Source organism: Variovorax sp. RKNM96 (assembly GCF_017161115.1).
GTDB lineage: Bacteria > Pseudomonadota > Gammaproteobacteria > Burkholderiales > Burkholderiaceae_C > Variovorax.
Map to the genome: position 1 here is coordinate 5,914,563 of NZ_CP046508.1, position 18,977 is coordinate 5,933,539.

Annotated in this window: 17 protein-coding genes; 13 read left to right on the forward strand and 4 right to left on the reverse strand. The window is 68.1% G+C overall.

Annotation, left to right across the window (positions count from 1 at the left end; genetic code table 11):
• Positions 1 to 2 precede the first annotated feature (2 nt).
• The gene (gene kefC, locus GNX71_RS27510) at positions 3 to 1,853 is read left to right on the forward strand and encodes a glutathione-regulated potassium-efflux system protein KefC (protein ID WP_206175347.1); all 1,851 of its coding nucleotides are present in this window, start codon (positions 3 to 5) and stop codon (positions 1,851 to 1,853) included.
• A 25-nt stretch (positions 1,854 to 1,878) separates the two neighbouring features.
• Here the strand turns inward: kefC and GNX71_RS27515 are convergent, their stop codons facing one another.
• Complete coding sequence (locus GNX71_RS27515; RefSeq protein ID WP_206175348.1) at positions 1,879 to 2,745, reverse strand: amidohydrolase family protein; 867 nt, start codon at positions 2,743 to 2,745, stop codon at positions 1,879 to 1,881.
• Positions 2,746 to 2,849: 104 nt separating this feature from the next.
• Here GNX71_RS27515 and GNX71_RS27520 point away from each other — a divergent pair, with 104 nt between their 5' ends.
• From GNX71_RS27520 to GNX71_RS27545, 6 genes are read left to right on the forward strand one after another with little or no spacing between them, the layout of a single operon-like run.
• On the forward strand, positions 2,850 to 3,623 hold the full coding sequence (locus GNX71_RS27520) for a crotonase/enoyl-CoA hydratase family protein (RefSeq protein ID WP_206175349.1): 774 nt from the start codon (positions 2,850 to 2,852) through the stop codon (positions 3,621 to 3,623).
• A complete protein-coding gene (locus GNX71_RS27525) occupies positions 3,620 to 5,473 on the forward strand; it encodes a feruloyl-CoA synthase (RefSeq protein WP_206175350.1) in 1,854 nt (617 codons plus the stop codon). The genes GNX71_RS27520 and GNX71_RS27525 overlap by 4 nt, the downstream gene beginning before the upstream one ends.
• Before the next feature lie 21 nt (positions 5,474 to 5,494).
• Entirely contained in the window at positions 5,495 to 6,259 is a 765-nt protein-coding gene (locus GNX71_RS27530; protein WP_206175351.1) for an SDR family NAD(P)-dependent oxidoreductase, read from the forward strand.
• 33 nt (positions 6,260 to 6,292) lie between these two features.
• On the forward strand, positions 6,293 to 7,285 hold the full coding sequence (locus GNX71_RS27535; RefSeq protein WP_206175352.1) for a Bug family tripartite tricarboxylate transporter substrate binding protein: 993 nt from the start codon (positions 6,293 to 6,295) through the stop codon (positions 7,283 to 7,285).
• A gap of 8 nt (positions 7,286 to 7,293) precedes the next feature.
• A complete protein-coding gene (locus tag GNX71_RS27540; protein WP_206179728.1) occupies positions 7,294 to 9,051 on the forward strand; it encodes an acyl-CoA dehydrogenase family protein in 1,758 nt (585 codons plus the stop codon).
• Positions 9,052 to 9,088: 37 nt separating this feature from the next.
• A complete protein-coding gene (locus GNX71_RS27545) occupies positions 9,089 to 9,580 on the forward strand; it encodes a MarR family winged helix-turn-helix transcriptional regulator (protein ID WP_206175353.1) in 492 nt (163 codons plus the stop codon).
• A gap of 22 nt (positions 9,581 to 9,602) precedes the next feature.
• Here the strand turns inward: GNX71_RS27545 and GNX71_RS27550 are convergent, their stop codons facing one another.
• Positions 9,603 to 10,256: a TetR/AcrR family transcriptional regulator gene (locus tag GNX71_RS27550; protein ID WP_206175354.1), complete on the reverse strand. Its 654-nt coding sequence runs from the start codon at positions 10,254 to 10,256 to the stop codon at positions 9,603 to 9,605.
• Between the two features lie 130 nt (positions 10,257 to 10,386).
• Between GNX71_RS27550 and GNX71_RS27555 the strand changes: the two genes are divergently transcribed.
• The 5 genes from GNX71_RS27555 to GNX71_RS27575 all read left to right on the forward strand — a co-directional run bounded on the left by GNX71_RS27555 (position 10,387) and on the right by GNX71_RS27575 (position 13,776).
• Positions 10,387 to 10,821 carry a VOC family protein gene (locus GNX71_RS27555; RefSeq protein ID WP_206175355.1) on the forward strand — a complete coding sequence of 145 codons (435 nt, stop codon included), beginning with the start codon at positions 10,387 to 10,389 and terminating at the stop codon, positions 10,819 to 10,821.
• A 44-nt stretch (positions 10,822 to 10,865) separates the two neighbouring features.
• Entirely contained in the window at positions 10,866 to 11,393 is a 528-nt protein-coding gene (locus GNX71_RS27560; protein ID WP_206175356.1) for an SRPBCC family protein, read from the forward strand.
• A 20-nt stretch (positions 11,394 to 11,413) separates the two neighbouring features.
• A complete protein-coding gene (locus tag GNX71_RS27565) occupies positions 11,414 to 11,833 on the forward strand; it encodes a VOC family protein (RefSeq protein WP_206175357.1) in 420 nt (139 codons plus the stop codon).
• A 43-nt stretch (positions 11,834 to 11,876) separates the two neighbouring features.
• Complete coding sequence (locus GNX71_RS27570; RefSeq protein ID WP_206175358.1) at positions 11,877 to 13,346, forward strand: DHA2 family efflux MFS transporter permease subunit; 1,470 nt, start codon at positions 11,877 to 11,879, stop codon at positions 13,344 to 13,346.
• 70 nt (positions 13,347 to 13,416) lie between these two features.
• Positions 13,417 to 13,776, forward strand: a complete 360-nt coding sequence (locus GNX71_RS27575) for a DUF1428 domain-containing protein (protein WP_206175359.1) — start codon at positions 13,417 to 13,419, stop codon at positions 13,774 to 13,776.
• A gap of 15 nt (positions 13,777 to 13,791) precedes the next feature.
• On the opposite strand, the gene GNX71_RS27580 is transcribed toward GNX71_RS27575, so the two are convergent.
• Together GNX71_RS27580 and GNX71_RS27585 are read right to left on the reverse strand one after the other, a co-directional pair.
• Positions 13,792 to 14,550, reverse strand: a complete 759-nt coding sequence (locus GNX71_RS27580) for a sulfite exporter TauE/SafE family protein (protein ID WP_206175360.1) — start codon at positions 14,548 to 14,550, stop codon at positions 13,792 to 13,794.
• 77 nt (positions 14,551 to 14,627) lie between these two features.
• The gene (locus tag GNX71_RS27585; RefSeq protein WP_206175361.1) at positions 14,628 to 15,467 is read right to left on the reverse strand and encodes an intradiol ring-cleavage dioxygenase; all 840 of its coding nucleotides are present in this window, start codon (positions 15,465 to 15,467) and stop codon (positions 14,628 to 14,630) included.
• A 372-nt stretch (positions 15,468 to 15,839) separates the two neighbouring features.
• Here GNX71_RS27585 and GNX71_RS27590 point away from each other — a divergent pair, with 372 nt between their 5' ends.
• The gene (locus GNX71_RS27590) at positions 15,840 to 18,953 is read left to right on the forward strand and encodes a hypothetical protein (protein ID WP_206175362.1); all 3,114 of its coding nucleotides are present in this window, start codon (positions 15,840 to 15,842) and stop codon (positions 18,951 to 18,953) included.
• The last annotated feature ends 24 nt before the right edge of the window (positions 18,954 to 18,977 follow it).

The window sequence follows — 18,977 nt, forward strand, 5'->3', positions numbered from 1 at the left end:
GCATGGAACACGCACCCGCCTGGCTGACCAGCAGCCTCATTTACCTGGGCGCCGCCGTGCTGGTGGTGCCGCTGTCGAAATTCCTCGGGCTCGGCTCGATCATCGGCTACCTCGTGGCCGGCATCGCGATCGGCCCCTGGGGACTGGGCCTCGTGTCCAGCGTCGAAGACGTGCTGCATTTCGCCGAATTCGGCGTGGTGCTGATGCTGTTCCTCGTCGGCCTGGAACTCGAACCCAAGCGCCTGTGGAACCTGCGCCGGCCCATCTTCGGCTGGGGCGCTGCGCAGGTGCTGAGCTGCGCCGCCGTGCTCTTCGCCGCGGGCTGGGCCGTGGGTGCTGAATGGCGCGTGGCGCTGGTGGCGTCGCTGGGTCTCGCGCTCTCCTCCACCGCCATCGCGCTGCAGGTGTTCGGCGAGCGCAACCTGCTGAAAACGCCCAGCGGCCAGGCCGGCTTTTTGATCCTGCTGTTCCAGGACGTGGCGGCCATCCCGATCCTCGCGTTGCTGCCGCTGCTGGCGGGCGCCACCGCCGCCGAGCATTCGCTCAGCGGCCTGGACCGCGCACTGGAAGCGGCCAAGATCGTTGGCGTGATCGCCGGCATCATCCTCGGCGGCCGTTTGCTGTTGCGCCCCATCCTGCGCTGGATCGCGCGCAGCGACACGCCGGAGATCTTCACCGCCGCGGCGTTGCTGCTCGTGGTGGCCATCGCGGCGCTGATGCAGGTGGTGGGCCTGTCGATGGCGCTGGGCGCCTTCCTCGCCGGCGTGCTGCTCGCGGAAAGCGAATACCGGCGCGAACTCGAGACCGACATCGAGCCCTTCAAGGGCTTGCTGCTCGGCCTGTTCTTCATCGCCGTGGGCATGTCGATCAACTTCGGCGTTCTCATCGCGAGCCCTTGGGTGATGGCCGCGCTGGTGTTCGGCTTCATGGTCATCAAGCTGGTCGTGATCTACGCGCTCGCCAAGGCGATGGGCCTGGCCTACCAGGAGCGGCCGGTGTTCACGCTGCTGCTCGCGCAGGGCGGCGAATTCGCGTTCGTGGTGTTCCAGGCGGCGGGGCCGGATGTGCTGCCGCCCGAGATCACGTCGCTCTTGATCGGCGCGGTGGCGCTGTCGATGCTGCTGTCGCCGCTCCTGCTGGTGCTGCTCGACAAGTTCGTGCTGCCGCGCTACAGCCGCAACACCGGCCCGCAGCTGGAAGAAATTTCCGAGCAGCAGGACGCCAAGGTGCTGATCTGCGGTTTCGGCCGCTACGGCCAGATCGTCGGGCGCATGCTGATGTCGCAGGGCCTCCGCGTCACGGTGCTCGACCACGATGCCGACACCGTCGAGGGCCTGCGCCAGTTCGGCTTTCGGGTGTTCTACGGCGACGCGACGCGGCTCGACCTGCTGCGCACCGCGGGCGCCGGATCGGCCAAGGCGATCGTGGTGGCGGTGGACGACATCGAGCAGTCGCTCGACATCGTCGACCTGGTGAAGGAGAACTTTCCGCAGGCCCGGATCATCGCGCGAGCACGCAACGTGACGCACTTGTTCCAATTGCGCGACCGCGGCGTAACGGACGTCGAGCGCGAGGTGTTCGAGTCGTCGCTGCGCAGCGCGCGCTCGACGCTCGAGGCCCTGGGCTGGCCGGCGCACGAGGCACGCGAATCGACGATGCGATTCCGTCGCCGGAACATCAAGCTCAGCGACGAAATCTATCCGCACTACAAGGACCGCGCCAAGCTGATCGCGGCCAACAAGGCGGGCCGTCAGCAGTTCGAGGAGCAGATGGCGCGCGAACGCGAGGAGCGGCAGCGGCGCTCGGGGCGCGATTGGGACCGGATCGACGAGAAGGAAAAGGCGGATTCGTAGCCCGTCCTTCCCTTCCTTTTCTTCGTCAGCCTTCCAGCCTCAACAACCGGACCGCATTGCCCTTCAATATCCCCGGCATCACCTCCGGCTTGAAGCCCGCCACTTCGAAGTCCTTCATCCAGCGGTCGGGCGTGATCAGCGGGTAGTCGCTGCCGAACAGGATGCGGTCCTTCAGCAGCGTGTTGGCGTATTGCACGAGTTGCTTCGGAAAGTACTTCGGGCTCCAGCCCGAGAGGTCGATCCACACGTTGGGCTTGTGCGTCGCCACGCTCAGCGCTTCGTCTTGCCAGGGAAAGCTGGGATGCGCCATCACGATCTGCATGTCGGGAAAGTCGATGGCCACGTCGTCCAGGTGCATCGGGTTGCTGTACTCCAGCCTGAGGCCACCGCCGCAGCGCATGCCCGAGCCGATGCCGCTGTGGCCGGTGTGAAAGATCGCCGGCAGGCCGTGTTCGGCAATCACCTCGTAGATCGGCCAGGCCATCTTGTCGTAGGGGTGGAAGGCCTGCACCGTCGGGTGGAACTTGAAGCCCTTCACGCCGTGCTCCTCGATGAGCCGGCGCGCCTCACGTGCGCCCATCTTTCCCTTGTGCGGATCGATGCTGGCGAAGGCAATCATGATGTCGCTGTTCGCTGCCGCGGCCTCGGCGATCTCCTCGTTGGGGATGCGGCGGCGGCCCATGTTCGACTCAGCGTCGACCATGAACATCACCAGCCCGATCTTCCTTTCACGGTAGTACGCCACGCTCTCGGCAATGGTCGGGCGGCCGCTCGAGCCGAAGTACTTGTCGGCGGCGCGGTCGTACTCCTCGCCGTAGTTGTCGAATGGGTTCCAGCAGCTCACTTCGGCGTGGGTGTGGATGTCGATGGCGATCAGGTTCTGGTGGTCCATGTCGTTGTCTCCAATGCGGGTAAATCCCTAGGATCCGAGGCGCTCAAATGCCTTGAATTGATTATTTATCATAACCATAATTCGACTCACACTCAAACCCGATCATGACCAATTCCGACCTTCAAATCGACATCCGCGACGACGTCGCCATCGTTCGCCTCGCGCGCGGCGCCAAGCGCAATGCGCTGTCGGACGGCCTGATCCTCGCGCTGCGCGACACCTTCGAGCAGTTGCCCTCCACCGTGCGCGCTGCGGTGCTCGATGGCGAGGGCCCGCACTTCTGCGCCGGCCTCGACCTGAGTGAGCTGAAAGAGCGCGACGCCGGCCAGGGCATGCAGCACTCGCGCCTGTGGCATGGCGCGCTTGACCTGATCCAGCACGGCCCGGTGCCGGTGGTCGCGGCACTGCACGGCGCGGTGGTCGGCGGCGGGCTCGAGCTGGCGAGCGCCTGCCACATCCGCGTGGCCGACCGCTCCACCTTCTACGCGCTGCCCGAAGGCTCGCGCGGCATCTTCGTGGGCGGCGGCGGCTCGGTGCGCATCCCCAAGCTGATCGGCGTGGCCCGCATGACCGACATGATGATGACCGGCCGCGTCTACAACGCCGAAGACGGCGAGCGCGCCAACTTCGCGCAGTACCTGGTCGACGAGGGCACCGCCTTCGACAAGGCCTTCGAACTCGCCAAGCGCATCGCCACCAACGCGCCGCTGACCAACTACGCGCTGATGCACGCGCTGCCGCGCATCGCCGAGCAGTCGGCCGACCACGGCTTCTTCACCGAGGCGCTGATGTCCGGCATCGTGCAGGCGGCGCCCGAGGCCAAGGAACGCGTGCGCGATTTCCTCGAAGGCCGCGGTGCGAAAGTGAGCAAGGGATGACCTCCATCCGTTACCGCCCGCTCGCCTTCGGCGTGACCCGCGCAGTGCTGCGCGACGGCGCGCCGGGCACGCAGTACCTGCAGGCCGAGACGCAGCTCGAGGCCTACCGTGACCGCATGACCGACCGCCTCGCGCACTGGGCCGAACACGCACCCGAGCGCACCTTCATCGCCCGCCGCGAACGGCTGGCCGACGGCAGCACGGGCGACTGGCTGCGCGTGAGCTATGCACAGGCACTGGAGGAAGCGCGCGGCATCGGACAGGCGCTGCTCGACCGCGGCCTGAACGCCGAGCGCCCGGTCGCGATCCTCAGCGAGAACGGCATCGAGCACGCGCTGCTCGCCCTCGGCTGCCTCTACGCCGGCGTGCCCTACTGCCCCGTCTCGCCGCCCTACTCGCTCGTGAGCCAGGACTTCGAGAAGCTGCGCCACGTGCTGGACACGCTCACGCCGGGCCTCGTGTTCGCCACCGACGCGGCGCGCTACGGCCGCGCCATCGAAGCCACCGTGCCGGCCGGCACCGAGGTCGTGCTCGCCGAAGGCCGGCTCGAAGGTCGCGCCAGCACCGCGTTCAACGCTCTGGCGTCGACACCCGCAACACCCGCCATCGACGCCGCGATGCGCGCGACCGGCCCCGACACCATCACCAAGTTCCTCTTCACCTCGGGCTCGACCAAGATGCCCAAGGCGGTGATCAACACGCACCGCATGTGGTGCGCCAACCAGCAGCAGCTGCGCCAGTCGATTCCCGCGCTGGGCGACGAGCCGCCGGTGCTGGTCGACTGGCTGCCCTGGAACCACACCTTCGGCGGCAACCACAACGTGGGCATCGTGCTGGACAACGGCGGCACGCTCTACATCGACGACGGCAAGCCCACACCCGCGGGCATGGCCGAGACGCTGCGCAACCTGCGCGAGATCGCGCCCACCATCTACTTCAATGTGCCGACCGGCTTCGAGGCGATCGCGAACGCGATGGAGAGCGATGCGGTACTGCGCCGCAACCTGCTGTCGCGCGTGAAGATGTTCTTCTACTCGGGCGCGGCGTTGTCGCAGCCGATCTGGGACAGCCTGCACAAGACGCAGGAAGCCGAAGTCGGCGAGCGCATCGTGATGGGCACGGGCCTTGGCATGACCGAATCGGGCCCGTTCGCGCTCTACGTGACGGGGCCCGAGGTGAAGTCCGGCGACGTGGGCCTCCCCGCGCCCGGCATCGAACTCAAGCTGATCGAGGTCGACGGCAAGACCGAGGTGCGATACCGCGGCCCCAACATCACGCCCGGCTACTGGCGCGCGCCCGAAGCCACGGCCGAAGCCTTCGACGAAGAGGGCTTCTTCTCGACCGGCGACGCGGTGAAGTGGATCGCCGACGACAACATCCACCGCGGCCTGCGCTTCGACGGCCGCATCGCCGAAGACTTCAAGCTCGCCACCGGCACCTTCGTGAGCGTGGGCCCGCTGCGCGCGAAGATCATCGCGGCCGGCGCGCCCTATGTGCAGGACGCGGTGCTGACCGGCATCAACCTGAAGGAAGTCGGCGCGCTGATCTTCCCTACGCAGAAGGTGCGACAGCTTGCCGGCCTTTCCGCCGATGCGCCGATGCAGCAGGTGCTCGAAAGCGCACCAGTGCAGGCGCACTTTCAGCAGGTGGCGAACGACCTGGCCGCGATGGGCACCGGCAGCGCCAACCGCATCGCGCGGCTGCACCTGATGGCCGAGCCGCCCTCCATCGACAAGGGCGAGGTGACCGACAAGGGCTCGATCAACCAGCGTGCCGTGCTCAAGCACCGCGCCGCACTCGCCGACGCGATGCATGCCGGCACGCTGCCTTTCACCCTCGTGCCCCGCTAGACATTCCAGGAGACAACACACATGAAGATCGAAGGACAAGCCGCCCTCGTCACCGGCGGCGCATCGGGCCTCGGCGAAGCCACCGCGCGTGAACTTGCGCGCCTGGGCGCAAAGGTCGCGGTGCTCGACCGCAACGCCGCGCTCGCCGAGAAGGTGGCGGCGGAGATCGGCGGCGTCGCCTGCACCTGCGACATCACCGACACCGAGAGCGTCACCGCCGCGCTCGACAAGGCCGCCGCGGCGCACGGCCCCGCGCGCATCCTGATGAACGTGGCCGGCATCGGCAGCGCCAAGCGCATCGTCGGCAAGGACGGCAACCCGGCGCCGCTCGAAGACTTCGTGCGCGTGGTCAACATCAACCTGATCGGCGGCTACAACATGGCGCGCCTCTTCGCGGCACGTTGCGCGAAGCTCGAAGCACTGGCCAACGGCGAGAAGGGCGTGATGCTCTTCACCGCCTCGGTCGCGGCCTTCGACGGCCAGGTGGGACAGCAGGCCTACAGCGCATCGAAGGGCGGCCTCGTCGGCATGACGCTGCCGATGGCGCGCGATCTGGCCCAACACGCCATTCGCGTGTGCACCGTGGCGCCGGGCCTCTTCGCCACGCCGCTGCTGCTGGAACTGCCCGAGGCGGTGCAGCAGTCGCTGGCCGCGTCCATCCCGTTCCCGCCGCGCCTGGGCCAGCCTTCGGAATTCGCCGAGCTCGCCTGTCACATCGTCACCAACGGCCACCTCAACGGCGAAGTCATTCGCCTCGACGGCGCCCTGCGCATGGCGCCGCGCTGATTCCAGCCCCAGCAGCAACCAGGAGACAAGACCATGACCACCCGACGCCAGTTCGTGAACATGCTCGGCGGCACAGCCGCCATCGGCGCCCTGCACCCTCTCGCCGCGCTCGCCCAGCTGGTGCAGCAGCAGGTGAAGATCTACTACGGCTTCCCGGCCGGAAGCGCCGGCGACAGCGTGGCGCGCCGCGTGGCCGACAAGGTGGGCGACACGCCCTTCACCAAGACGAACCCGGTGGTCGAGAACAAGCCCGGCGCGGGCGGGCGCATCGCGCTGGACACGCTCAAGACCTCGCCGGCCGACGGCTCGGTGCTGTGCCTCGCACAGGCCTCGGCGCTGTCGATCTATCCGCACATCTACACCAAGCTGGCCTATGCCATCCCGGATTTCGCGACGATCTCCATCGGCGCCGTGATGACGCACGGCCTGGCCGTCGGACCGATGGTGCCGGCCAGCGTGAAGACGCTGAAGGACTACATCGCCTGGGCCAAGGCCAACCCCGGCCAGGCCAGCTACGGCTCGCCGGGCGCGGGCTCCACGCCGCACTTCCTGGGCGCGCTGCTGGGCCTGAGCTCCGGCGCCGACCTGCGCCACGTGCCCTACCGCGGTTCGCTGCCCGGCATCAACGACGTGGTGGGCGGCCAGATCGCGTCGTGCATGACGCCCGCCGGCGACTGCCTGCCCTTCGCCAAGGCCGGCAAGCTGCGCGTGCTCGCCACCTCGGGGGCGCAGCGCCCAGCCTACCTGCCCGACGTGCCGACCTTCACCGAACAGGGCTTTCCGGAGATCGTGGCCGACGAGTGGTTCGGCTTCTTCGCGCCGGCAAAGACGCCCGCGCCCGTCATCAACGCCGCGAGCACCGCGATCCAGGCCGCGCTCAAGGACAAGGCCGTGTCCGACGGCCTGCTGTCGGTCGGGTTGATCACGCACGGCTCCTCGCCCGAGGAAATGAAGAAGTCGCTGCAGTCCGAGTACGAACGCTGGGGTCCGCTGGTCAAGAAGATCGGCTTCACCGCCGAGTCCTGATGCAGCTGATGGATTACCGGCCTCGCCCCGAAGACGTTCGTTTTCTCCTGAACGTGGTGCTCGATGCGCCTGCACGGCTGCAGGCGCTCGCGCCTTTCGCGGAGGTCGACGCGGCGCTGCAATCGCAGGTGCTCGAAGAGGCCGCGCGCTTTGTCGGCGAGGTGATGGCGCCGATCAATCGCGAGGGTGATGAAGTCGGCTGCCGGTTCGACAAAGGCGAGGTCTTCTCGCCGCCGGGATTTCGCGAGGCATACCAAGCCTTCGTCGACGGCGGCTGGCCCGCGCTCTCCGCCGCGACGGAAGACGGCGGCCAGGGCCTGCCCTCGGTGCTCGAAGCCGTGCTCTACGAATGGCTCAGCGCGGCGAATCACGGGCTCACGATGGCGCCCGGCCTGCTGCACGGCGCGTACGCCTGCCTCAAGCACCACGGCAACGACGAACTCAAGAGCCGCTATCTGCAGAAGATCGCGACCGGCGAATGGCTCGCCACCATGTGCCTGACCGAAGCACACGCGGGCAGCGACCTCGGCCAGGTGCGCACGCGCGCCATGCTGCAGGCCGACGGCAGCTTGCGGGTGAGCGGCGGCAAGATCTTCATCTCGGGCGGCGAGCACGACCTGACGCCGAACATCGTCCATCTCGTGCTGTGTCGGCTGCCCGACGCACCAGCGGGACCGAAGGGCCTGTCGCTCGTGCTCGTGCCCAAGCTGCTGCCCGATGGCGCTCGCAATGCCGTGCACTGCGAGCGCATCGAGGAAAAGATGGGGCTGCACGGCAGCCCGACCTGCTCGATGCGTTTCGACGATGCCACTGGGTGGCTGGTCGGCGAGGCGGGCCGCGGCCTCGCCGCGATGTTCGTGATGATGAATTCGGCGCGCCTGCACGTGGCGCTGCAAGGCATCGGCCTGCTCGATGCCGCCTGGCAGAAAGCCGACGCCTACGCGGCCGAGCGCCGCCAGATGCGCGCGCCGGGCACTGTGCCCGCAAGCCGGGGCACGGAAGCGGCCGACCTGATCGCCGAGCACCCCGCCATCCGCCGCATCCTGGACACGCAACGCGCCTGGATCGACGGCGCGCGCACGCTGGCGTATCGCAGCGCGCTGATGCTCGACGTGGCCGCGCACGACGCCGCCCCCAAGGCCCGCGAGCGCGCGCAGCGCTGGTGCTCGCTGGTCACGCCGGTGCTCAAGGCGGCCTGCACGCACCAGGCGTTCCATGGCGCGAGCGAATGCCTGCAGGTGTTCGGCGGCCACGGCTATGTGCGCGAATGGGGCATCGAGCAGGTCGTGCGAGACGCGCGCGTGACGATGATCTACGAGGGCACCAACGAGATCCAGGCCATCGACCTGCTGGTGCGCAAGGTGCTGCCCGACGGCGGCGCCGCAATGTCGGCCGTGCTGCTCGAACTGCGCGACACGCTCGATGCATCGCGCGAGGCCGATGCCGACGTGCAGCGCCGGCTCGCGCAACTGCGCTACCTGGGCACCACCATCGCGATGTCCGCCCATGCCAACCCCGTGCTGCCGTACGAGGTGGCCGACGACTACCTGCGGGTGGTGATGCTCACGATGATGGCCTGGGCCTGGGCGCGCATCGAGGCGGCGGACGACAGCGCCTCGGCGGGCCACGCCGGTCGGGTGCGTTCGGCGGCCGCCTTCCGCCGCTGGGTGCTGCCCGAGTTCGAGATGCGGCTGGGCATCGTCAAGCGCACCTGCGAGGGCCTGGCGCTTTCGCACGCCGCGGCGGCGGAAGGTGTCGCGCGGTAGGTGCGTGGCATCGCCACGGGCGGTTACGCTCGGGGCCATGCCTGCTCCCGCGAAAAAAAACTCCCCCAAGAACGAGCCCGTGGCGTCCGCATCGAACCGCTCGGACCGGCTCGATGCCCGCGTGCTCGAAACCCTGGTCGGCTACAACGCCCGCCGCGCCTGGCTGATCATCAGCGGCGTCTTCTCGGAGCGCATGGCGCCCTACGGGCTCAAGCAGATCGATTTCTCGGTGCTCTCGCTGCTGGCGCACAACCCGGGCGCCACCTCGCGGCAGCTGTGCACCACGCTCGACATCCTGCCGCCCAACCTCGTGAGCCTGGTGGCCACGCTGGACAGCCGGGGGCTCATCGAGCGCAAGCCGCATCCGCACGACGGCCGCGCGGTGGGGCTGCATCTCACCGCCGACGGGGAAGCGCTGGTGCGGGAAGCCGAGCAGACCGTGGTGCAGCTGGAGTCAGATGCCAGCGCCCAGCTCACGGTGCGCGAGCGCGAGACGCTGATCAAGCTGCTGCAGAAGATCTATCTCTGATCCCTGAGATCGCGGGCAGGCGCTAGAGCCCCCGCTCGACCATGTCGATCAGGCGCTGCCCGAGCGCCTGCGTGGTCTCCGCATCGAGCGTACGCAGCGGCCCGTGGATGATGAGCAGGGCCAGCCCGTGCACCGCCGACCACGCGAGGTATTCGGCATTCGGGCGCCGCGCCGGGTCGAGCACGCCGGCGTCCACCAGCCGGTCGATCGCCGCGCCCAAGAGCTGGAACGGGCCCATGCCGCTCGCCCCCGCGGCCGTGGGGCCCACTTCGCCCTCGCCTTCTTCGGTGATCACGAACGCCGTGCGGAACAGGCCCGGCTCGGCCTGCGCGAACCGCAGGTAGGCCGTTCCGATGGCGCGCACCTGCGCGCGGGCGAAGTCGGCGGGCGGCTGGTCGAAATGCAGCACGGCCAGTTCCGACTCCATCGCCTTGGCGGCGGCCGAAAGTGCCGCGCCGCGCACTGCCAGCAACAGTTCCTGCCGGCTGCCGAAATGCCGGTACGCCGCGTTGGGCACCACGCCCGCGCGCCGCGTGGCCTCGCGCAGCACCACCGCGTCCGGGCCGCCGTCGCGCGCCAGTTCGACGCCCGCCTCCAGCAGCGCCCGGCGCAGATCACCGTGGCGGTAGGTGCTGCGGGCGGGCGGCAGGCTTTCGGGGACGTTGTTCAGCTTCATTGCAATTCCATGTGGACACTGTCCATTATCCCTGCTATTCTTTGTGGACGGTGTACACAAAGTAGTTCCATCGTATTCGCGCAGAACCCGATGCGCATCCTCGAAACCTCGATAGCCCAAAGGAAATGCCATGAAAGTCCAGTCTTACCTGTCCTTCGAAGGCCGTTGCGACGAAGCCATCGCCTTCTACAAGAAGGCGATCGGCGCCGAAGTCGTCCAGCTCATGCACTACAGCGATGCGCCCGCCGATGCCGGCATGGAAAAAGGCGACGGCTGCGCCGGCGCCATGCCCAGCCCCGAGAAGGTGATGCACTCCGTGATCCGCGTCGGCGAAACCGAGCTGATGTTCTCCGACGGCCGCTGCTCGGGCCAGGCGGAGTTCAAGGGGATCATGCTGTCGATCACCGCCTCCACCGATGCCGACGCCCGCAAGTGGTTCGATGCACTGGCCGATGGCGGCCAGGTCATGCAACCGCTGATGCCGACCTTCTTCACCTCCAGCTTCGGCATGCTCACCGACCGCTTCGGCGTGGGCTGGCTGATGGTGGTGGACGCCGCGAAGTAATCCATCGCCATCGCCCTGCACGCCTTGCCCCCAGGAGTCCCTTCATGTTCAAGAAAATCGTCCTCGTCATCCTCGCGCTGATCGCGATCGTGCTGATCTATGCGGCTACCCGCCCTGACACTTTCCGCGTGGAGCGCACCGCGCGCATCGTTGCGCCGGCCGAGAAGATCTTTCCGCTGATCAACGACTTCCACCGCTGGGGCGAATGGTCGCCCTACGAGAAGCTGGACCCGGCCATGAAGCGCACCTTCGGCGGCGCACCGGCCGGCCAGGGCGCTACCTACGCCTGGGAAGGCAACGACAAGGCGGGCGCGGGCAAGATGGAAATCGCGCAATCGACGCCGTCCTCGAAGGTCGCGATCAAGCTGGATTTCATCAAGCCCTTCGAAGGCCACAACATGGCCGAGTTCACGCTGCAGCCACAGGGCGACGCCACGCAGGTCACCTGGGCCATGTCCGGCCCGAGCCCCTACATCGCCAAGCTCATGGGCATCTTCTTCAACATGGACCAGATGATCGGCAAGGATTTCGAAGCAGGCCTTGCCAACCTCAAGACGACCACCGAAAAGTAACCAATCCAAAGGAAACCACCATGTCCCCCATCCACGCCTACCTCACCTTCGACGGCAACGCGCAGGAAGCCATGCGCTTCTACGAAAAGACCCTCGGCGGCACCATCCAGATGATGATGACCATCGGCGAAGCGCCCGACACCGAGCAGATGCCGGCCGACGTCAAGAAGCGGATCATGCATGCCTCGCTCGCCTACGGCGAGGGCATGCTCATGGCCTCCGACACCATGCCCGGCCAGCCTTACGAAGGCATGAAGGGCTTCGGCGTTGCGCTCACCCTCGAGACCGTCGCCGAAGCGCGCCGCGTGTTCGATGCCTTCGCCGAAGGCGGCACCGTCGCCATGCCCTTCGAGAAGACCTTCTGGGTCGAAGCCTTCGGCATGGTGACCGACCGCTTCGGCACCCCCTGGCTCATCAACGGCGGCAAGCCGCTGGTCTAAAAAACAGAACGCCGCATCCGCGGCTTTTTCAGGAACCCACCCCATGACCGACACACTCGACAACCGGAAGCGCTGGCTCGCATTGATGGTGCTCTGCCTCGGCGTCCTGATGATCGTGCTCGACACCACGATCGTGAACGTGGCATTGCCCTCGATCCGCACCGACCTCGGCTTCACCGAGACCTCGCTCGTGTGGGTGGTGAATGCCTACATGCTGACCTTCGGCGGCTTCCTGTTGCTGGGCGGACGGCTCGGCGACCTGTATGGCCACCGCAAGCTCTTCCTGATCGGCCTCGTGCTCTTCACCGTCGCCTCGCTGGCCTGCGGCCTTGCCAACTCACAGGTGCTGCTGGTCGCCGCGCGTGCGGTGCAGGGGCTGGGCGGCGCGGTGGTCTCGGCCGTCTCGCTCTCGCTGATCATGAATCTCTTCACCGAACCGGCCGACCGCGCGAAGGCGATGGGCGTCTACGGCTTCGTCTGCGCAGGCGGCGGGAGCATCGGCGTGCTGCTGGGCGGCCTGCTCACGAGTTCGCTGAGCTGGCACTGGATCTTCCTGGTGAACCTGCCGATCGGCGTGGCGGTGTACGCGCTCTGCGTGGCGCTGCTGCCCAATGCGCGCGGCCAGGCGCATGGCGAGAAGCTCGACGTGGCCGGCGCGGTCACCGTCACGCTGTCGCTCATGCTTGCGGTGTACGGCGTGGTCAACGGCAACGAGGCCGGCTGGGGTTCCACGCAAACGCTGGGCCTGCTCGGCGCGGCCGTGGTGCTGCTGGCCACCTTCATCGCCATCGAGGCGCGCGTGCAGCACCCGCTGATGCCGCTCGGTCTCTTTCGCCTGCGCAGCGTGTCGGTCGCCAATGTGGTGGGCGTGCTGTGGGCCGCGGCAATGTTCGCGTGGTTCTTCATCTCGGCGCTCTACATGCAGCTGGTGCTGAACTACACGCCGATGCAGATCGGCCTCGCGTTCCTGCCGGCCAACATCATCATGGCGGTGTTCTCGCTCGGCCTCTCGGCCAAGCTGGTGATGCGCTTCGGCATCCGCAAACCGCTCGCCGCCGGCTTGTGGCTCGCGGCCATCGGCCTCGCACTCTTCGCACGCGCACCGGTCAACGGCAGCTTCGTCATCGACGTGCTGCCCGGGATGATGCTGCTCGGCCTGGGCGCAGGCATGGCGTTCAACCCGGTGCTGCTGGCGGCCATGAGCGAAGTCGACCCGGCCGATTCGGGCCTCGCCTCGGGCGTGGTCAACACCGCCTTCATGATGGGCGGCGCACTCGGCCTCGCCGTGCTGGCCAGCGCGGCTGCGGCGCGCACCGGCTCGATGGACGCGGCCGGCGCGCAGATGCCGCTCGCGCTCACCGGTGGCTACAACCTTGCATTTCTCGTCGGCGCCGTGTTCGCGGCACTGGCGGGCTTGATCGGGGCCTTGCTGCTTCGCACCGCACCGCCGGCGCAAACGCAGAACAACGAAGAAGCGGCACCCCGCGGGGCGGCGAGCGAATCGGCGTCGTGATGAGAACGACGCCATGCAGCCGCCGCTGTTTTTCCTTCAACGGTTCTATCTTTCATTCAGGAGATCTCCCATGGCCCGCTATGTAGACGGTTTCATCGTTGCCATTCCCACCAAGAACGTCGAGGCGTATCGCAAGCTCGCACGCAAGGCCGGCAAGGTCTGGATGGAGTACGGCGCGCTCGAATACGTGGAGTGCATCGCCGACGACGTAAAGCCCGGCAAGCTCACCTCGTTTCCGCAGAGCGTGAAGCTCAAGGCCGACGAGACCGTGGCCTTCTCGTGGATCGTCTACAAGTCGCGCAAGCACCGCGACACGATCAACGCGAAGGTGATGGCCGACCCGCGCATCGCGTCGATGGACCCGAAGACCATGCCGTTCGACGGCAAGCGGATGATCTTCGGCGGCTTCAAGTCCATCGTCGAACTCTGACCCGACGCACAGGCCTCAGGCGATGAATCCGTCATAGACGAGCTTGAGGCCGGTCAACAACATTCCGAGGTACACGAAGCGATAGAACCACGTCGCGTCGATACGCCTCGCGATGCGGATGCCCACCCACACGCCGAGCGGCGCGAGCGGCATCAGCGCCACCGAGGTGGCCAGCGTGCGGAAGTCGATGAGGCCGAGCCACGCGTAGGGAATCCACTTGCTGAGATTCACCACGAAGAAGAAATACGCCATCGTGGCCGTGAACACCACCGGCTTGAGCCTGAGCGGAATCACGTAGGCATTGATCGGCGGGCCGCCCGCATGGGCGATGAAGCTCGTGAAGCCCGACACCACCGTGAGCGCCGCGCCCACGCCGCGCGAGGGCAGCGGATCGTCGGGCTTGGGCGGAAACACAAGCCGCTGCGCCAGGAACAGCAGCGTGAACACGCCCACGATGCCCGCCACCGTGTGCGCCGACAGCACGCGGAACAGCAGCGTGCCGACCACCGTGCCGATCAGGCCGAACGGAATCAGGAACTTGAGCAGCGATCGGTCGAAGTCGCGCCGGAACGCGGCGAGCCCCAGCACGTCCATCAGCAGCAACAGCGGCATGAGGATCGCCGCTGCCTGCGGCACCGTGACCGCGAGCGCCATCAGGGGCACCGCGAGCGAACCGAAGCCGGCGCCGAAGCCGCTCTTGCTGATGCCGAGCAGCAGCACGGCGGGAATGGCGACCGCATAGAAATGCGGGTCGGTGATGAGGGGGAAGGCCATGGGGTGTGACGGAGCGCAGAAAAAAGCCCGCCGTCAGGGGCAGGCTTTGCGAGCGTAGCAGGCCCGGGCCTGATGCTTCAGGCGGGCTGCTTCAGCGGATTGAGCACGAAGTCGAAGTCCAGGCGCCAGCGGCCGTTGTCCTGCTGCTTCCACGGCGCGACCAGCGACTGGCGCACCGCGAACACCGCGTCGGAATCGAGCCACTGGTCGCCCTCGCGGAACACATGGGTGATGAGGTTTTCGTAGCCCGGCGCCTCGATCTTGAAATGCAGGTGCGCGGGCCGCCACGGATGGCGTTTCGTCGCACGCAGCAGATCGCCCACGGGGCCGTCGACCGGAATCGGATAGGCCTCGGCCAGCACGCTGCGAAAGTGCAGTGCGCCATCGGCCCCGGTGCGCAGGCGGCCGCGGTTCTCGGCATGGTCGAGCCCTGCGTGCTGCACGTCGTAGTGGCCGCCCTCGTCGGCCTGCCACACATCGACGATCGCACCGGCCACCGGCTCGCCGTCGAGCCCGCGCACCGTGGCGTACACATCGCAGGGCACGCCCGCGGCGCCGTTGGCCACGTCGTCGCCGTGCTCGTACTCGGGCGCGCCTTCGACGTAGAAGGGCCCGAACACGGTGGCCTCGGTGCAGCCGGCCGGCTTGCTGTTGTTCATCGCGATGGTGAGCATCGAGAGGCCCAGCACGTCCGACAGCAGGATGAACTCCTGGCGCTTGTCGTCGCACATCTGGCCGGTGGCGGTGAGGTACTGGATGCCCTGGAACCACTCGGCTTCGGTGAGCTTCACCTCGCGCGCGAAGGCGTGCAGGTGCTGCACGAGGCTGGTCAGGATCTCGTGCAGCCGCGGATCGGGCGTGTCGGCGAGGCGCGCGAGCACGGCCTGGGTGACGTTGTCCTGGTTGAGGTTGCGCATCGTGGCTGTCTCCTTGTCTTGCCGTCGCTGTGTGTGTTGTCTGTCTTCGGGGTGCTGCGGACTGTAGGCCGCGCGCCGCATGCCCGAAAGCGCCATGGCGCAAATGATTTTTCCGCCCAGCGGAACGGTCGAGGCATCGGCAACCGCGCATCGCCATTCGACGCAGCGGGCGTTCCGGAAAGAAAGTGCTCCGCGTTACGTAACGAACCGCGAAAGCAGCCCGTCGCATGGGCCGGCCCCTGCCGCACGAAGTGCGGGAAAACCTTTTCAAATCAATCACATAGCCTGGTTGCAACCAGCGCGGCGAAGGCCTGGTGCAGAGGCGGCACGCATGTTGCGCTTCGTGGGTACTTATTACACGAGGAGGTCGCCATGACCACAACCACCCAAGCCTCCGTCGGCTCGATTCCGACAGTTGCCGACATCGCGGCGCCCGTGGTCCTGGCCCAGGCCAGCGCCACACCGATCGCGCCCATGGGTGCGGCCGCCACGACAGCGGCGCCCTCCGCGCCCGCGAGCCTCGGCTCGCTGTCCAACGCCACGCCGGGCACGGTGGTCATCCGCGACGGCGTGCGGATTCCGGTGGACGGCAGCCAGAGCCTGATGGCCGGCGACCGCGTGATCGTTCCCGACGGCGGCCATGCCAACGTGCTGTTCCCCGGCTCGACGACCAACAAGGCACCGCTCGCGGGTGTGTTCGAAGGCGGCACCGATGCCACCATCGGCTCGACCAAGCTGGCCGGCGGCCTGGAGCAGGTGAATGTGGATGTGGCCTCCGGCAACCTTGAAGTCACGCCGGCCGACAGCGATGCGGATGCCGCCGCCGTGGCCGTGACCAAGAAGGCCGCGGGCGGCAGCGGCATCGGGCTGGGTGAATTCGCGCTAGGCGCGCTGGGCGCAGTTGCCCTCGGCGCCGCATTGAGCGGCGGTGGCGACGGCGGCGGTGGTGTTTCCTTCCTCGCTCCGGGCGTCGGCGAAGGCGACGCGGACGCCGATGCGGATGCAGATGCCGACGCGGATGCGGACGGAGATGCGGATGCAGACGCCGATGCCGATGCGGACGCAGATGCGGATGCCGACGCAGATGCAGACGCCGATGCGGATGCCGACGCGGACGCTGACGCAGATGCCGATGCGGACGCCGATGGAGACCACCTGCTCGATCCAGGCGATGGCGCCGTCGGCCATCTGGTCGGCGCGCTGGACGACCTCCTCGGCCTGGGTGGCGGAAGCGCCGCGGCCGCGGCCCGGGCTGCTTCCAGTTCGTCCGGCACGCTGGCATCGCTGATGCCCACGGTCGATGGCCTGACGGATCTGGTGGACAACGTGCTCTCGCCGATCGCGGGCAACGAGTTCACGGCCAACGACCCGAACGAATTCGACCCGGTCGACAACGCCGCTGAAAACCTGCTCGTCGACATCGGCGGCGTGCTGACCCCCGTGGTCGACGGCCTGCTGGGCAACGGCCTGACGGATGCGCTGGTCGACTCGCTGATCGGCCAGGTCGACTACCTGACCGATGCGCTCGGCAACATCCTGGAGAACGTGCTGGGCAGCGAAGGCCTGCTCGGCGGCGTGACCACCGGCCTCGGCATCGACGGCCTCGTGGACGGTTTGATCGGCGACGACGGCGTGGTCGGCCAGGTGCTCGAAGGCCTGCTGGGCGATGACGGTTTGCTCGGCGGACTCTTGGGCGACGACGGTCTGGTCGGGCAACTGCTGGGCGACGACGGCTTGCTGGGCGGCCTGCTTGGCGGTGAAGGCGGTCTCCTCGGCGGCGTGCTCGGTGACGACGGCCTGCTGGGCGGTTTGCTCGGCGGTGAAGGCGGTCTCCTCGGCGGCGTTCTCGGCGACGACGGCCTGCTGGGCGGTTTGCTCGGCGGTGAAGGCGGCCTCCTCGGCGGCGTGCTCGGTGATGACGGCCTGCTGGGCGGCTTGCTCGGCGGTGAAGGCGGCCTCCTCGGCGGCGTGCTCGGTGACGACGGCCTGCTGGGCGGCTTGCTCGGCGGTGAAGGCGGTCTCCTCGGCGGCGTTCTGGGTGACGGCGGCCTCCTCGGCGGCGTGCTCGGTGACGACGGCTTGCTGGGCGGTCTGCTCGGCGGTGACGGCGGTCTCCTCGGCGGTTTGCTCGGTGACGACGGCCTGGTGGGTGGCCTGCTTGGCGAAGACGGACTCGTTGGCGGTCTGCTCGGCGGCGATGGCGCACTTGCCGGCCTGCTCGGCAGCGAAGGGCTCTCCGGTGGACTGCTCGGCGAGGGTGGACTCGTGGACGGCCTGCTCGGACCCGACGGCGTGGTTGGCAACCTGCTGAGCGACGGACCGCTGGGCGGCTTGCTCGGCGGCGAGGGCGGCCTCCTCGGTGGTCTGTTGGGTGATGACGGCCTCCTGGGCGGTCTGCTCGGCGGGGACGGCGGTCTTCTCGGCGGCGTGCTCGGTGACGACGGCCTGCTGGGTGGATTGCTTGGAGGCGATGGCGGCCTGCTCGGCGGTGTGCTGGGCGGCGAAGGCGGTCTCCTTGGCGGCCTGCTGGGTGATGACGGCCTGTTGGGCGGCCTCCTGGGTGGCGACGGTGGCCTCCTCGGCGGCGTACTCGGCGAAGACGGCATCGTCGGCGGCCTGCTCGGCGGCGACGGCGGTCTCCTTGGCGTCGTAATCGGCGAAAACGGCATCGTCGGTGGTCTGCTCGGCGGTGAAGGCGGGCTTCTCGGCGGTGTACTCGGCGAAGACGGCATCGTCGGCGGCCTGCTGGGCGGTGACGGTGGTCTTCTCGGCGGCGTGCTTGGCGAAAACGGCATCGTCGGCGGCCTGCTCGGTGGCGACGGCGGCCTCCTCGGTGGCGTGCTCGGCGAGAACGGCATCGTCGGCGGCCTGCTGGGCGGCGACGGTGGTCTCCTCGGCGGCGTACTCGGCGAAGACGGCATCGTCGGTGGCCTGCTGGGTGGCGACGGTGGTCTCCTCGGCGGCGTACTCGGCGAGAACGGCATCGTCGGTGGCCTGCTCGGCGGCGACGGCGGTCTCCTCGGCGGCGTACTCGGCGAGAACGGCATCGTCGGTGGCCTGCTCGGCGGCGACGGCGGTCTTCTCGGCGGCGTGCTTGGCGAAGACGGCATCGTCGGCGGCCTGTTGGGCGGCGACGGCGGTCTGCTCGGCAGCGTGCTCGGCCAGGACGGCCTCGTCGGCAATCTGCTCGGCGGCTTGCTGGGCGGCAACAGCCCGGCGGCCAACATCCTGGAGCCGGTCTCGGCGGTCACCGATGCCATCGAGCCGATCGCCGCCAGCGCGACGCACGCGGTATCTGGTGCCGCATCGCCGGTGACCGACATCCTGGCCGGCGCGGGCTCGACCCTCGCGCCTGTGACCACCGTGGTGGAAGGTGTCGGGCACGCGGTCACCCCGCTGGTGACCGAGGTCGTGACCCCGATCACCAGCCTGGTCGACCACGCGGTGTCGCCGGTGACGAACATCCTGCACGGCCTGCTGGGCTGATCCAGCCGCGCCGAAGCGAACGGC

Coding starts and splice junctions, on each gene's coding strand:
- kefC (WP_206175347.1), top strand. CDS start 3: ATGGAACACGCACCCGCCTGGCTGACCAGCAGCCTCATTTACCTGGGC.
- GNX71_RS27515 (WP_206175348.1), bottom strand. CDS start 2,745: ATGGACCACCAGAACCTGATCGCCATCGACATCCACACCCACGCCGAA.
- GNX71_RS27520 (WP_206175349.1), top strand. CDS start 2,850: ATGACCAATTCCGACCTTCAAATCGACATCCGCGACGACGTCGCCATC.
- GNX71_RS27525 (WP_206175350.1), top strand. CDS start 3,620: ATGACCTCCATCCGTTACCGCCCGCTCGCCTTCGGCGTGACCCGCGCA.
- GNX71_RS27530 (WP_206175351.1), top strand. CDS start 5,495: ATGAAGATCGAAGGACAAGCCGCCCTCGTCACCGGCGGCGCATCGGGC.
- GNX71_RS27535 (WP_206175352.1), top strand. CDS start 6,293: ATGACCACCCGACGCCAGTTCGTGAACATGCTCGGCGGCACAGCCGCC.
- GNX71_RS27540 (WP_206179728.1), top strand. CDS start 7,294: ATGGATTACCGGCCTCGCCCCGAAGACGTTCGTTTTCTCCTGAACGTG.
- GNX71_RS27545 (WP_206175353.1), top strand. CDS start 9,089: ATGCCTGCTCCCGCGAAAAAAAACTCCCCCAAGAACGAGCCCGTGGCG.
- GNX71_RS27550 (WP_206175354.1), bottom strand. CDS start 10,256: ATGAAGCTGAACAACGTCCCCGAAAGCCTGCCGCCCGCCCGCAGCACC.
- GNX71_RS27555 (WP_206175355.1), top strand. CDS start 10,387: ATGAAAGTCCAGTCTTACCTGTCCTTCGAAGGCCGTTGCGACGAAGCC.
- GNX71_RS27560 (WP_206175356.1), top strand. CDS start 10,866: ATGTTCAAGAAAATCGTCCTCGTCATCCTCGCGCTGATCGCGATCGTG.
- GNX71_RS27565 (WP_206175357.1), top strand. CDS start 11,414: ATGTCCCCCATCCACGCCTACCTCACCTTCGACGGCAACGCGCAGGAA.
- GNX71_RS27570 (WP_206175358.1), top strand. CDS start 11,877: ATGACCGACACACTCGACAACCGGAAGCGCTGGCTCGCATTGATGGTG.
- GNX71_RS27575 (WP_206175359.1), top strand. CDS start 13,417: ATGGCCCGCTATGTAGACGGTTTCATCGTTGCCATTCCCACCAAGAAC.
- GNX71_RS27580 (WP_206175360.1), bottom strand. CDS start 14,550: ATGGCCTTCCCCCTCATCACCGACCCGCATTTCTATGCGGTCGCCATT.
- GNX71_RS27585 (WP_206175361.1), bottom strand. CDS start 15,467: ATGCGCAACCTCAACCAGGACAACGTCACCCAGGCCGTGCTCGCGCGC.
- GNX71_RS27590 (WP_206175362.1), top strand. CDS start 15,840: ATGACCACAACCACCCAAGCCTCCGTCGGCTCGATTCCGACAGTTGCC.